Annotated in this window: 13 protein-coding genes; 3 read left to right on the top strand and 10 right to left on the bottom strand. The window is 56.5% G+C overall.

Annotation, left to right across the window (positions count from 1 at the left end; translation table 11 throughout):
- Nucleotides 1-80 precede the first annotated feature (80 nt).
- From aroA to WMW72_RS08625, 3 genes are all read left to right on the top strand, one after another.
- Nucleotides 81-1457, top strand: a complete 1377-nt coding sequence (gene aroA / locus WMW72_RS08635; protein ID WP_341415027.1) for a 3-phosphoshikimate 1-carboxyvinyltransferase — start codon at nucleotides 81-83, stop codon at nucleotides 1455-1457.
- Nucleotides 1458-1461: 4 nt separating this feature from the next.
- On the top strand, nucleotides 1462-2517 hold the full coding sequence (aroC, locus tag WMW72_RS08630; RefSeq protein ID WP_341415026.1) for a chorismate synthase: 1056 nt from the start codon (nucleotides 1462-1464) through the stop codon (nucleotides 2515-2517).
- 75 nt (nucleotides 2518-2592) lie between these two features.
- Nucleotides 2593-2724, top strand: a complete 132-nt coding sequence (locus WMW72_RS08625) for a hypothetical protein (protein ID WP_341415025.1) — start codon at nucleotides 2593-2595, stop codon at nucleotides 2722-2724.
- Between the two features lie 41 nt (nucleotides 2725-2765).
- Here WMW72_RS08625 and WMW72_RS08620 read toward each other — a convergent pair whose 3' ends face one another.
- From WMW72_RS08620 to WMW72_RS08575, 10 genes are all read right to left on the bottom strand, one after another.
- Entirely contained in the window at nucleotides 2766-3344 is a 579-nt protein-coding gene (locus tag WMW72_RS08620; protein WP_341415024.1) for a histidine phosphatase family protein, read from the bottom strand.
- A gap of 21 nt (nucleotides 3345-3365) precedes the next feature.
- Entirely contained in the window at nucleotides 3366-3824 is a 459-nt protein-coding gene (locus tag WMW72_RS08615; RefSeq protein ID WP_341415023.1) for a GNAT family N-acetyltransferase, read from the bottom strand.
- A gap of 199 nt (nucleotides 3825-4023) precedes the next feature.
- Nucleotides 4024-4734 carry a TerC family protein gene (locus WMW72_RS08610; protein ID WP_341415022.1) on the bottom strand — a complete coding sequence of 237 codons (711 nt, stop codon included), beginning with the start codon at nucleotides 4732-4734 and terminating at the stop codon, nucleotides 4024-4026.
- A 51-nt stretch (nucleotides 4735-4785) separates the two neighbouring features.
- Nucleotides 4786-5676, bottom strand: coding sequence for a ribokinase (rbsK, locus tag WMW72_RS08605; protein WP_341415021.1), 891 nt, complete (start codon nucleotides 5674-5676; stop codon nucleotides 4786-4788).
- A gap of 1 nt (nucleotide 5677) precedes the next feature.
- Nucleotides 5678-7735, bottom strand: a complete 2058-nt coding sequence (locus WMW72_RS08600; RefSeq protein ID WP_341415020.1) for an ADP-ribosylglycohydrolase family protein — start codon at nucleotides 7733-7735, stop codon at nucleotides 5678-5680.
- 64 nt (nucleotides 7736-7799) lie between these two features.
- On the bottom strand, nucleotides 7800-8963 hold the full coding sequence (locus WMW72_RS08595) for an ADP-ribosylglycohydrolase family protein (RefSeq protein ID WP_341415019.1): 1164 nt from the start codon (nucleotides 8961-8963) through the stop codon (nucleotides 7800-7802).
- Between the two features lie 78 nt (nucleotides 8964-9041).
- Nucleotides 9042-10508, bottom strand: a complete 1467-nt coding sequence (locus tag WMW72_RS08590) for an extracellular solute-binding protein (RefSeq protein ID WP_341415018.1) — start codon at nucleotides 10506-10508, stop codon at nucleotides 9042-9044.
- A gap of 28 nt (nucleotides 10509-10536) precedes the next feature.
- Nucleotides 10537-11421, bottom strand: a complete 885-nt coding sequence (locus tag WMW72_RS08585; RefSeq protein WP_341415017.1) for a carbohydrate ABC transporter permease — start codon at nucleotides 11419-11421, stop codon at nucleotides 10537-10539.
- A gap of 15 nt (nucleotides 11422-11436) precedes the next feature.
- Nucleotides 11437-12339, bottom strand: coding sequence for an ABC transporter permease (locus WMW72_RS08580; protein WP_341415015.1), 903 nt, complete (start codon nucleotides 12337-12339; stop codon nucleotides 11437-11439).
- Nucleotides 12340-12535: 196 nt separating this feature from the next.
- Complete coding sequence (locus WMW72_RS08575) at nucleotides 12536-13381, bottom strand: AraC family transcriptional regulator (protein ID WP_341415014.1); 846 nt, start codon at nucleotides 13379-13381, stop codon at nucleotides 12536-12538.
- Nucleotides 13382-13533 lie beyond the last annotated feature (152 nt).

Below are 13533 nucleotides of genomic sequence, written 5' to 3'. Positions count from 1 at the left end.
TTCAGAATTCATGATTTCTTTTATTTCATCATCCTCATTATAATCGGGTTATAACCAAGGTTCAACGAGGAGTGATAACCATGGAAGCCCAGCAATCCCCCTTGCAATCCCCTGATCTGGAAGCACGGTCCCCTTGGTCTACCCACGCGGGCGTACCCTTTGTCCAAGTAGGCCCAGTCCCCGCTGCCATCAACGGAACGATCCGACTGCCCGGCAGCAAAAGCCTGACCAACCGTGCGCTATTGATAGCTGCGATGGCCAAGGGAACCTCCCGCATCGAGGGTATTCTGCGCAGCGATGACTCTTACTGGTGCCTGGATGCACTGGCTAGGCTGGGAATCAAGGTGTCCCTTCACGGGGACACCGCCGAGATCGAAGGCTGCGGCGGCTCATGGCCGGTACCATCCGGAGAGCTGTACGTCGGCGCTGCCGGTACGGTCGCACGCTTCCTGCCCGCTATGCTCGCTGCAGGCAACGGTACCTGGACCGTCACTGGCAGCAAACGCATGAGCAAGCGGCCGCTTGCTCCCTTACTGGACGTGCTGTCCGGACTCGGGGCAACGATCACGTACAAGCACGCCGGGCAAGGGCTGCCCCTCGAGCTGGAGGCCCGTGGACTGCAGGGCGGCAGCGCCGTGCTTCCAGCCTCGGCCTCCAGCCAGTTTATGAGCGGCTTGCTCATGGCCGCATCTTATGCGAGGGAGCCGCTCAGCATCCGCATGGATGGCAGTACCGTGCAGCCGGGCTATGTGCAGCTTACGCTTGATATGATGGGCGACTTCGGCATTTTCCCCGTCATGGCTGATCAGGGCCGTACGCTTCACGTTCCGACAGGCGTCTACCAGGGCTGCACACTCCGCCTTGAACCGGACGTGTCCACCTGCTGCTATTTCTGGGCTCTCGCGGCCTTGACCGGCGGCTGCGTGCGGACCCCGCATATCAACGCCTTCCGATCGCGCCAGCCCGACATGGAGATGCTGGATATTCTGGAACGCATGGGCTGCACCGTGCTGCGCGGAGCGGATTATGTGGAGGTGCAGGGTGCGCAGCGTCTTAAGGGTGGATTTACCGTCAGCATGCACCGCTGGTCCGACCAGACGCTGACGCTAGCCGCTCTGGCCCCCTTCGCCGATGGGCCGATTACACTCACGGACGCCGCCCATATTCGCCATCATGAATGCGACCGGATCTCTGCCATCTGCTCAGAGCTGCGCAAGCTCGTCATTCAGGTAGACGAGCGCCCGGACGGACTGACCGTCTACCCGGGCCAGCCAAAGCCAGCGCTTGTGGACCCGCATGATGACCACCGGATGGCGATGTCGCTCTCCCTGCTGGCCGTGAAGGCGGAGGGCATCCGCATCGCCGATCCGGGCTGCGTATCCAAGACCTGCCCGGATTACTTCGAACGTCTGGCCCAGTTGGGCGTTCCCGTACAATTTACAAGCGAAGGAGAATAAGCCTATGAGCGGCAATACATTCGGAGAACGCTTCAGAATAACGACCTTCGGCGAATCGCACGGAGCTGCGGTCGGGGTCATCGTGGACGGGGTTATGCCAGGAGTCGATATCGATGAAGCTTATATTCAACGTCAGATGGACCGCAGGAAGCCCGGACAATCCTCTGTCACTTCACCGCGCAAGGAATACGACGTCGTTCATATCCTGTCGGGAATATTTGAAGGGAAAACGACCGGCACCCCGCTGATGATTATTCTGCATAATCATGATATGAGGCCGGAGGCGTATCAGGATATCCAGCAGGCCTTCCGTCCGGGTCACGCTGACTTCACCTACCTGCAGAAGTACGGAATCCGGGATTACCGGGGAAGCGGCCGGGCCTCGGGGAGAGAAACAGCCGGACGCGTAGCAGGAGGCGCTGTAGCCCGTAAGCTACTGGAGCGCAGGGGCGTGCAGGTGCTGGCTTACACGACAGCCATCGGGGGCATTGCATGCAGTTCTTTTGACGAGCAGGCGATCGAGCAAAATGCGGTTCGGGCCTGCGATCCCGCTGCAGCCGCAGCTATGATCAAGAAGGTGGAGCAGCTTGCACTCGCCGGCGACAGCTGCGGAGGCATCGTCGAATGCCGGGTCCGCGGTCTTCCTCCGGGTCTGGGCGAGCCGGTCTTCGACAAGCTCGACGCGGAGCTGGCCAAAGCGATGCTGTCCATCGGCGCGGTAAAGGGGATTGAGTTCGGCGCAGGCTTCGCTAGCGCCTCCATGCTCGGCAGCGAGCATAACGATCAGATGAATGCGGCCGGGTTCCTGAGCAACCAGGCAGGCGGTATTCTCGGGGGAATCAGTACCGGGCAGGAGGTCATCTTCCGTATCGCGGTGAAGCCAACTTCCTCCATCTCCCTCCCGCAGCAAACCATAGGTACGGACGGGCAAGAACGGCAGATTCGAACAGAAGGGAGACATGATCCCTGTATCTGTCCAAGAATTGTGCCTGTGGTTGAGGCAATGGCCTGTCTCGTGTTGGAGGATCAGTTCAAGCGGCAGGCTGCCATGCGGAGTTAGGTGATTTGCAGAAGTTGGATTCATCCATAACCGGGGGAAAGGCTGCAAGCGTTCCTATCGCTCGGAAGGTCGGAAATGTCCACGGGCTGCGAGCCCGATAAACCGGTCAATCCCCTCCCTCCATTCCGCCGCAGACATGATCCCGTCTTAGACGGGATCATGTCTGCGGATTTTGTCATCGTATCGGATTCCACGCTGTATGCTTAGACAGCCTGCGAGTCTTCAGTGAGCACTTCCGATTCCCTGCATCAGTTTCCCCACAGTCTGGTCACCGTGGCAGCCCCGTGTACTCCGACCTCCAGCTTGTAAATATCTGGCATCGTCGTGGCCGCCCAGAAGTCAAAATCATAATCCCGTATAAAATAATTCAGCATCAGCGTCATAATATCGCCATGCGTGCCGATGACGATATGCTTCCCGGCCGATTGTCTCAGGAGCCGCTCCAGCACGGCAACCGCCCGGGCCTGCGCCCGTCTGCTGGACTCTCCGCCCGGGAGCACGTAGTCCCAGTCTTCATACAGCTTTCTTTTCGCCGAATGAAAGCGCTCTCTATCAATCGTGTAATCCGTACCTGCCATCTGCCGTTCTCTGAGGTCCTCTTCCAGCTCGATAGGCTTCTGCAGGGCGTCGGCCAGATCCTGAATCGTCAGGATGGCCCGGGCATAAGGACTCGAGATCAGACGGTCGACCGGTTCCGTGCGCAGCACATCCCGGACGAGCTGTGCATCCGACCTCCCGCTCTCAGATAATCCTCTGGAGCGTTCCGCCCCAGAGAGATAAGGAGAATCTGCATGCCTGACAAAATAGAACACCGTTCGGGTACGCATGGCTCAAGGTCCCCTTTCAGATTAGACGGTATAGGCGTACACCCTGGTTTCATCGTCATTCAGGGAATAGCCTTCTCCGATATAACTCCATCCGGTACGCTCATAGTAGCCTGTCAGATCCGTGCATAAATACAGCTGCTGGTATCCGAACTCCCTGCTCTCTTGGACCGCATGCTGCTGGAGAAGCGCGCCTACCCGCTCCCCCCGGTAGTCTTGGTCCACATAGAGACAGGCGAACCAGGGCGCCAGGTCCTGCCTGCTGTTCAGATCGCTTCTCAGCAGCGCATACGAGCCGATGATCCGCTCCTCGTCCATCGCGATGTAGAAGCGGGGCAAATCACTCTTCGTCGTACAGGAATGCTCGATACAGTTCCGATAAAACCTGTAGCTGGTCTCCGAGCCCCACTTCTCCCAGAAATAAGAAATGGCCGCTTCGAGCAGCTCCGGCCTGGACCTCACCGGTACAATCTCGATATTCATCTATCTCCCTCCTTCCCTAGAGGATGATATCCGGTCGGCTATCTTCGTCAAACGAACCCCTAGTTGTGCCTACCTAGCTAGTATACATCATCTTATCCAAACTCTTCCATACGCATCTGCAAAGAAAAGAACACGAAGCCCGGTGCCATTGTTCAGCACCGTGCTTCGCATATTTATGAAAGAAACAGGGATGCCGTCATCAGCGATGAGAGACATCCGGGCTTGGCTCCTGCAGGCTTCCTGACGCCTTACGGCGTATCGCCGCATTTCTGGCCCATCCTACAGCCAGCACGGCAGCCATGATACAGACTGTGAACGCCCATTCTATAGGGCGGTTCCATGTGAAATACGAGGCTAATTGCGGTTCCTCCAGAATCATCCGGGACGCCGTATAAGCCAGCACGGCTGAGCCGACGTAGACAATCCACGGAAGACGGTCAACGAGAGCGATGAACAGCAGGCTCCCCTTGATCAGAATAGGAATGCTGATCAGCAAGCCCAGAATGACCAGGACCAGATGGCCCTGCGCCGCACCCGCGACAGCAATCACGTTATCCAGACTCATCACGGCATCGGCCACGATAATCGTCCGAATAGAGCTCCAGAGGCTTGTCCCTGCCTTGATTTCGCTGTGACTGTCCTCTTGAACCAGCAGCTTATACGCGATCCACAGCAGCAGGATGCCGCCGACCAGCAGCAACCAAGGCACTTGCAGCAGATACAGCACGAACACCGTCGCGATAACCCGTAGCGCGACAGCCCCGGCCGTCCCCCACAGCACCGCTTGCCGCTGCTGATGCTTGGGCAGATTCCGGCTGGCCATGCCGATCACGATCGCATTGTCCCCCGACAGGATCAGGTCGAGGAACACGATCACCGCGAATGCATAGATAAATTCAACTACACTCATAATGCCTCCAAATTTCTTGCATGCAACGCATAGGCGCTCTATTACGGCTGGCTACATGATCTCAGAGAGAGCCGGAATCGAGGGCTGCGCTCCCTGCCGGGTGACGGAGATGGAAGCGGCAAGCTGGGCGAGATGGACCGACTCATCCAGGCTTCTGCCAGCAACGATCATCGCAGCCAGCGTCCCGGAGAACGTGTCTCCGGCTGCCGTGGTGTCCACAGCTTGTACCTTGCGGCCTTCCCGGTACACATTCTCCGTTCCGTTATAATAAACAACGCCCTTTTCTCCAAGCGTAATGAGCGGATAGCGGATACCCTTGGCCCGCAGCACGTCCAGCGCAGCCAAAGCATCCTCATGCGTCCTGATCTCGATACCGGTATACAAGCGGCATTCGATTTCATTGGGCGTGAAATAATCCACTCCGCGCAGCATCTCATCATCGAGTGGACGAGCCGGTGCCGGATTGAGGAAGATCGGCACTTGGCTCTTAACCAGACGGATGGCCTCATACACGGCATCCAGCGGAGTCTCCAGCTGCAGCAGGACGGCCCCCGCTGACAGAAGCTCCTCCCGGAAGCCTCGAACGCAGTCCGGCGTAATCAGACCGTTGGCCCCTTCGGCCAGCACAATCTGATTATTTCCCCCGCATACGGTGATGGCGGCCACTCCCGTCGAGACATCCGGCTCGGCCTGGACATAGTCCGTACGTACGCCGCAGCCCTCCAGGCTGCGCAGCATGGCCTCACCGAAGACGTCGGCTCCGACCTTCGCGATCAGCCACGTATCGGCCCCCATCCTGGCGCACGCGACAGCCTGATTGGCCCCCTTGCCCCCAGGCGACAGCAGAAACTCGCCCCCCGCCAGCGTCTCGCCGACCTGCGGCAGGCGCCCGGTCCGCATCACCATATCCATATTGGCGCTGCCTATGACGATGACCTTCATGCTACAGCTCCGTGAACCGGATCTGGCTGGCATACGTTCTGGCCGCACCCTGTGTGCTTAAGCCGAACATCCCGTAGCCGAAGGTAGCATCCTGGTGCCGCAAGATCTCTTCTCCGTTGACGGACAGGATGATCTCCTCGCCGCGTACACTCACCTGGAACGCATAGTCCTGATTGAATTGCCAAGCATACGGGACGCTTGCCAGCTTGCTGTAGCCAAAATTATTGAGGTAAAGCGAGATCTGCCCGGAGCCGTCGAAGCCGGCATGATATCCGCGCTGAGCGCCTTGCGCCCGGACGGCTACCAGATGGGTGTCCCCGTGCTGCGGATTAAGCGTAAGCTCCACCTCGTAATCCTTGGCAAAGTACGGACCCGTGTACGCCTCGCACGGCTCGGCCGTCATCAGGTACAGTGATTTATTCACGATGCTCCATGCGCCGTGATTGTGGGCGAAAGGCGTTACGCAGCCGAAATTCACCTGCTGCTTGCCGAAATCAATCGTATAGTCCGCTTTGCCGTGAATCCGGAATTCGTCGATGAATATACGTCCGAGGCTCTTGTATTTCGCCAGCGAATACGACTCGAGCACAATTCCGACCTCGTCAACCAGATCGCCCTCGGTATCCGGAATTTGAAACTCAACCTCCAGCCACTCCTGGTTCACCAGCTTCACATAGCCTTGCAGCAGATCTTGCTTGCTCTTCGCCAATCTTACGTAAGGAGCTATCCCCATCGTCTCATTGCCGTTCCACTGGTCCAGATAGATCTTCATAGACACCGATTGACCCGAATAAGCTCTGGGCGCGAATGTCGGCGAGTACCGTTCGTCGCTGAAATCATCCCGGGTGTAGAAAGGCTTGTAAAAAATTTTGGACTGCTCGCCGCGCGTCATCCGGTCAAACAGCACTTCCAGCGAGCCTGTGCCCCGGTAAGCTTTTTCTGTCGAATGCTGCACCCGGACGAAGAACGGATCGGATACGCGGATATTATGCGTCGAGCCCGGAAGCTCGAAGTCGAAATACGTCTCACTCTCCGAGAAGCTGTCGGCCAATGCCGGAGGGCATGGCTCCTTCGCCAAGCGGTACCCGAGAATCGCCAGCTCCTTGGCATAGGTCGGGATATCCAGAATGTTCAGGTATCCGGAGATGCCGGACATGACAATCCCGTCATTGATCGGCTTGCGATACTTATCCGGAATGCCGTCCAGGCCGCAGGCGACGCCGAGCACGGTGCCAACGTTCCCCGCGTTGCAGTCCGTGTCCCAGCCGCACATGGTGGCGATCTCGACCGTCCGGCTGAAGTCACCCTGTCCATAGATCAGGGCCAGGATGCATACCCCCGCATTCGGGATCATATGGCAGACGCCAGGGTACCGGTCATAGCCCCATTCTCTCTCCAGCATATCTCGGCAGGCGCGGAAGTCATCGGGGTGATCCGCATGGAAGGCCAGCACCGCCCGGGCTACCCCGTGGTACAAGGAATCGCTCGGGATCTGCGCCAACCCCGCTTCGATGATCTCTTCAATATGGCTGGTTTCGAACGCCTTGGAGATGGCCGCGCAGAAAAATCTCGCCCCGTGTACGCCCTCGCCATCATGCGACACCCGTGCCGCACCCTCGCCGAAGTCCGCCGCCTTCTGCGGATTGCCGGGATTCACCAATCCCCACGTATCGATAAAGATCTGACCGCCGATCTGCTCCGCGATCGTCGAGCCATTTTGTTCGATAGAACCCGACTGGGGAGCCGGAATCCCTTTCTTCAGATTCGTGTACGCGGTATGCTCGGTGCTGATGCCGTAGCCGCCCCACCAGAACATGCCCATCCCTTCGCGGGCATAGTTCAGCCACGCCCGGGCCACATCATTGGGCACGATATCACGGTCCACTGCGTCGTCATAGAGCGCCCGCAAGAAGTAGTAAGGCCCATTGGCGTCGTCATCCGCCGCAAAGTTTTTGTACTCCTTCACATAGCTGGTAATGTCGCCATACGTATTCCGGATTCGTTCATACGTCCAGATGGTCGGTTCTACAGGTGCACCCAGCCGGATGCCAATATTCATGCCTAAGTAGCCGGAGTATACTTTTTCTAGATAATTAGCCGGAATCAATCGAATCCACCGTCCTTTAGTTCATAGTTTGCATGAGCTGCTGCTGTCTGCGGCTGCTCAGGTCCATATCCTGCTGAATGATGAATGTCGCCGCTTCGATAAATTGAGAGCAATGCTGCGCGATATTCTGCTTATTGATTTCCTCCAGCACCGCAATTTCGCCGGACGGTATCGCCGACGCGCCATGCATCGCTCCAAGAATCGCGCCGATCATCACGCCGATGGAATCCGTATCGCGGCCCGAGCTGACGCCATCCTTCACCGCTTCGAGCAGGTCGCCGTCGTGCAGCACGATATATGCCAGTGCCAATGGCAGCTCCTCGATGGAAAATAACCGGCTCGGCGTATAATGGTTCGTCGGGATGCCGAGCTTGTCGATGCTGCGGTTCACATCATCGCCCATCGGCGAGTAGGGAGCCACCGCCTCATGAAAGGCCTGCACGATGAAGCTGCGCTCTGCCCGGCGCTCCTTCAGCCTGGAGGCCAGCCCGCATAGCTCCTGGATCGCCTTCTTCGTGCCGTCCTTGGCATAGCTGATGGCCGTGTCGACGATATCCTGTACCGTTACGCCGGGCTCGAACGCCTTGGCTACGCAGCAGGCCATCACGCCCGCCGCCTCCAGTCCGTAGCTGCTCTGATGCCCGGAGGCAAACAGGATCGCCTCGTCATAGGCGCCCTTCGGATTGCAGGCGTTCACGATACCAATCGGGGACATATACATCGCCGCCCCGCAGTTGACCATGTTGCCGTACCCGCCCTCCCGGGGCTCGCAATTGGCCAGCACATGCCGGTTGAAGATATGCTTCTCCGGGTAGAACAACCGCTCCAGGATCAGCGCTTCCCGATCGAATTCCGGGATATAGCGCGGGCGGAAGGCAATTTCCTTCACGAATTCATTGGCCACATCATAAGCGTCGAGATGCCTCTTCTCCGTGACATATACCTGCATCAGCGCCAGCGTCATCAGCGTGTCATCGGTCACGATGCCTCCGCCTCTGCGCCTTCCATTCCGCTCCGCTTCCGCCCAATCCTTCTTCCACCAGTTCGTCTGTATCGTCTCAACCCGGCCATAGGCCTCCTGAATCTGGGCGTGCGTCATCTTCTCCACCACAGCACCCAGCGCATCGCCATATGCCGTTCCGAATATAGCCCCTCTCACCCGATCGGCATAAGAAATCATCTTCGCCGTCACCCTCCTGTCCGAGGGAATGCGCGCTCTGTGCCGCGCACTCCCTTTTTCTAAGTTCTTGATTTCGCTTTATTTCACAGTTTTGTTCGCATACTCGGTAACATCCTTGCCACCTGCCGCATTCCAGTCGGCGACGAATTTATCGAAATCCGCAATCGATTTCTTCCCGGTCACCACGTTGGCGGCATACTCTCTGTACACGGCATTGCTGGCATCCCACTTGCCGGCCAGATCGCCCGGCATGATGAACGTGTTATCCTTGGTTGACAGCGAGGCCATCATCTCCAGCGACTTGACCGCAGGCTCCGACATATAAGGCGTCGACGGATCGAATTCCTTGTCAGGCTTGAAGTTGTAGGTCGACTCGACAAAGCGCGCAAACCATTCGGCCGATTTCTCGGTCAGCTTGATCTTGCCATTCTCGATCTTGTATTCCTGGCCTTCCACGCCGAGCTTATCCAGCATCTGTCCCTTAGGGCTAGCCAGGAACTCCAGCACCGCAAACGCTGCATCCTTGTTCTTGGACGACTTGGAGATCGCGAAGCCCCGGCTCTCCTTGCTCACATCGACCGGAACGTACCCTTGTCCCTTGCCCTTGGCTGGAGGCAGCGGGGTCACGATGGCCGAAGCGCCGTTCTGAGACTTCATCTTGTTGTTGTAAAGGTCGATAACCTTGCCCTGTGTCCCGGAGATAATGGCAGCCTGGCCGTCATAGAACGCCTTCTCCTTCGTATCCCATTTCTTGGTGAGGAATTCGGGATCGAGCAAGCCTTCCTTGTACAGCTTCGCATAGAACTCCAGCTTATCCTTCTCGAACGACGTCGTCTTGGCATAGGCGTACTTGCCGTCGGCTCCCTTAATCCAGGTGGACGTTAAACCGAACGCCTGCCCGAACATCGCATCCAGCTCATCCAGCGTCCCCGGTACCGTATAGACGTACTTGGCGCCGTTCTTTTCCTTGAGCTCCTTGAAGAACGCATAGTAATTGTCGATGGTCGGGTTCGCCAGCACCGTCTTGCCGGATTCCGTCTTGTTCAGCCAATCCTGGCGCACGACCGGCACCGAGCTGCTGGTCGGAGACAACCAGACGAGATACGGATAGTTTTTCGTTCTTTCTTTGTTATACGGATTCATCGAGGCCTTCACATGCGTGGACTTCTCGATGTACGGCGTCAGGTCCTCAAGAATCTGCTGGGTAACCGCGAAGTTGTAGTCGCCGCCCTGGAAGTAGATCAGGTCGGGAATGTTGCCCGTTTGCAGCATGAGACCCAGCTTCTCGGAGTAGGTGCCGCTTTGCACCGGTGTGAGCTGAAGCTTGATATTCTTGCCCTCGGCCTTCAGCCCTTCCTCAATCGCCTTCAGCAGCTTGTCATCCGGCTGCATATCCTTATCGACGATCGTGACGGTCACCGGCGGCTGTTCCCCTCCGGCCGCCCCCTGGGCCGGGGGCTTCTCGGCCGGCTTCGTCCCTCCGGACGAGCAGGCGGTCGTGACAACTAGCAGACTTGCGGCAAGCAGACTGGTCATTTTTTTCATCTGGGTACCCTCCCTGATAAATGCTGAATTATTCTTTGACTCCGCCTTCCATGACTCCGTTTGTGTAATGCTTCAGAATAATGGGATATAGCAGGAGGATTGGAACCATGGCAATGACAATTGTAGCCGCTTTCAATGAGGAGAAGTCGAGCTGTGCGATTTGGCTGTTTTTCAACAGCTCGGCTGCGCCTACCAGCGCGGAAGTATCCCGCTCGACTACAAATTGTCTCAGCAGTACCTGCAGCACCGTGTTCTCCGGGCTGGACAAGAAAATGCTGGACTTGAAAAATTCATTCCACTTGGCAATCGCGTAGAACATTCCGATCGTCAGCAGCGGGATGCGGGCCAGCGGCATCACGATCCGCAGAAACATCGTGATATGTCCGGCTCCGTCGATCTTCGCCGCCTCGGTCAGCGATTCGGGGATGTCCTCCAGAAACCGCATCATGATGATCAGGTAATAGACGTTGATCATCCGGTAGAGCACCATCGCCCAAAGGCTATCGAGCAGATGCAGATCCTTGATGACCATATACTCCTGGACGATCCCCGGTTCGAAAATCATGATGACGATCAGGAATAGCATCAGCGGTGTCTTGCCGACCAGGTTCTTGCGCGTCAGCACATAAGCGGCGAGTGTGGTGAACAGAATGCTGAGCAGCGTACCGGTTATCGTGATGAACAGCGAATTCAACAGCGCCCGGCCGACGATCGGATTGCTAAGCACAACCTGATAGTTGATCAGCGAGAAGCCTCTGGGCCAAATTTCGTATCCATGCAGCAGATGCACCTTGTCCGGGTGAGATAGCGACCGGGCGAACAGGTTGACGATCGGGACGAACATGGTTAAGGCCATGAGCGTCAGCACGAGTACAAGTCCCGCTTTGGACAAGGTCAGTTTTTTTCCTGGCATACCTGTGCCTCCTCTCTACCATGCACCCTTGGATGTCAGTTTTTTGGATATGAAGTGGGTGGACAGCACCAGGATCACCCCGATCAGACTCTTGAACAGATTGGCCGCCGTAGCGAACGAATACTGCCCGTTAAGCAATCCAACGCGGTACACATACGTATCGATGATATCAATGCTGCTGTTAACGGAATCATTGGTGAAGTTCAGCACCTGATCGAGTCCCGCATTCATGATGAAGCCGACGTTCAGGATGAAGATCGTTACCATCGGCACATACAGATGCGGCAATACCACGCGGGTCACCATATGCCAGCGGTTCGCACCGTCCACGTAAGCGGCTTCATAGAGGCTCGGGCTGATGCCCATAATCGCCGCCAGGAAGATAATCGAGTCCCAGCCTGCGGCTCGCCATGCCTCGCTCGCTACGAGCACCCAGCGGATGCTTTCCTTGTCGGTCAGGAAGTCCTTGGCCGGCAGGCCGAGCGCCTTCATCCATTCGTTCACCGCACCCGTGGATGGGGACAGGAATTCGAACCAGATCCCGGCGATAACGACCCAGGAGAGAAAGTGGGGCAGATACGAGACGACTTGCACCGCCTTGCGGAATCTTCCGTTCCGGAACTCGTTGAGCATCAGGGCGAACAGCACCGGGATCGGGAAGATCAAAAACAGCTTCATGCCGCTGATGATCAGCGTATTGGCGATGACATTGCCGAATATCGGCGTGCTGAACAGTTCCCGGAAATACTTGAGGCCGACAAATACATGATCGCCCATAATCCGGAACTCATAGAAGGCCAGCTTCATGCCAATAATCGGCCAGATGTGAAAGATGATGAAGTAAGCCAGACAAGGCAGCAGCATCAGATACAGCACTTTGTCAGTCCATATTCGCTTCAGCACGGAATTCGCTTTCAATAGTTACTCACCCCTTGTTGGACAAATCACAGGTTGATGGGAGCTTTCCTTGGAGCCTCTCACACGATGCGCCGCTTTCTTTGTAAGCGATTTTATTTGGGGATGCATCCTGTGATCTTTACAAGACCATCTTAATATCTTCCGCTGCAAACGTCCTCTGAATTTCACGCTACTTCTTCTCAAAAACAGCTATTCGCTATGATGTGATGACGTAGCTGCTGTATGCTTTGGGCGTCATGCCTACAATCTGCTTGAAGGCTCTGTAGAACGAGGCATGTCCCTGGAAGCCGCAGGATAAATATATTTCGGTGATCGAAATATTCGGATCGCTCAATCTCTTTTTGGATTCCTGAATTCGGGTTTTCGTCAAGTATTCCTTGAACCCCTCGCCCATCGTTTCCTTGAACAAATGATAGGTCCGGGAAGAACTCAGAGACAGGCAAGCCGCGATATCCTTCAGCTGGAGGTTCTCATGAAAGCGCTCGTGGATCAGGCTGAGCGCTGGCTGCAGCTTGTTGTACGCCTGTAGAGAACGGCTCCATTCATCCGCCGACAGCTCCTTGGCGTAATGTCGAAACAACAGGGAACAAACCTGGATCAGCGCCCCCCGGACCATACTCTTGTACCCCTTCTCCTGCCTCTGCATTTCATCCCAGATGCCGTGCAGCAGCGTTCCAACGTGGGAGGCTGTCGGCAAGCGGCCGTCGATTTTGTTCACAAAATGCTTGGGCTTCATGATGAAGGGAGCCAGCAACTCATTCTCCGCACCCCCGATCAGGGAAGCATCGAATTTGACGAAGTAAAACGTGCTCGGCGTTACCGGATCGGACTGGGCCCGGTGCTTCTCCATGTGGCTGACCACGAACACATCGCCCGCCTGGACCGCGTACCGCTTCTCTTCGAAATAAAACTGCCCCTTCCCCTCCAGGCAATAGCCGACCTCCAAGGCATTATGCCAATGGAACGGCTGCATTTCGCTCTTGGGCACCCAGCGCGTAATATGGACGGGGAAATCCTTGTGCAAATGATAATCTCGCTTCATTGATGCTCTACCAACCTTTTCTCTGGAATCTCCTCACCTCTTGGCTGCACCGTGAATAAAGACGGCTTCGCCTGGATGCTTCAATGTACTAACAGTATCACCCTGAGACGTCTGTGCACAAAAGGAAAGATCTTGGATTTCTACAAGAAAAA

The sequence above is a fragment of the Paenibacillus filicis genome, assembly GCF_038070315.1.
GTDB lineage: Bacteria > Bacillota > Bacilli > Paenibacillales > NBRC-103111 > Paenibacillus_G > Paenibacillus_G filicis.
The sequence above is the reverse complement of the archived record's forward strand: the minus strand, read 5'-3'. Positions and strand labels throughout refer to the sequence as shown.

Coding starts and splice junctions, on each gene's coding strand:
- aroA (WP_341415027.1), top strand. CDS start 81: ATGGAAGCCCAGCAATCCCCCTTGCAATCCCCTGATCTGGAAGCACGG.
- aroC (WP_341415026.1), top strand. CDS start 1,462: ATGAGCGGCAATACATTCGGAGAACGCTTCAGAATAACGACCTTCGGC.
- WMW72_RS08625 (WP_341415025.1), top strand. CDS start 2,593: ATGTCCACGGGCTGCGAGCCCGATAAACCGGTCAATCCCCTCCCTCCA.
- WMW72_RS08620 (WP_341415024.1), bottom strand. CDS start 3,344: ATGCGTACCCGAACGGTGTTCTATTTTGTCAGGCATGCAGATTCTCCT.
- WMW72_RS08615 (WP_341415023.1), bottom strand. CDS start 3,824: ATGAATATCGAGATTGTACCGGTGAGGTCCAGGCCGGAGCTGCTCGAA.
- WMW72_RS08610 (WP_341415022.1), bottom strand. CDS start 4,734: ATGAGTGTAGTTGAATTTATCTATGCATTCGCGGTGATCGTGTTCCTC.
- rbsK (WP_341415021.1), bottom strand. CDS start 5,676: ATGAAGGTCATCGTCATAGGCAGCGCCAATATGGATATGGTGATGCGG.
- WMW72_RS08600 (WP_341415020.1), bottom strand. CDS start 7,735: ATGAATATTGGCATCCGGCTGGGTGCACCTGTAGAACCGACCATCTGG.
- WMW72_RS08595 (WP_341415019.1), bottom strand. CDS start 8,963: ATGATTTCTTATGCCGATCGGGTGAGAGGGGCTATATTCGGAACGGCA.
- WMW72_RS08590 (WP_341415018.1), bottom strand. CDS start 10,508: ATGAAAAAAATGACCAGTCTGCTTGCCGCAAGTCTGCTAGTTGTCACG.
- WMW72_RS08585 (WP_341415017.1), bottom strand. CDS start 11,421: ATGCCAGGAAAAAAACTGACCTTGTCCAAAGCGGGACTTGTACTCGTG.
- WMW72_RS08575 (WP_341415014.1), bottom strand. CDS start 13,381: ATGAAGCGAGATTATCATTTGCACAAGGATTTCCCCGTCCATATTACG.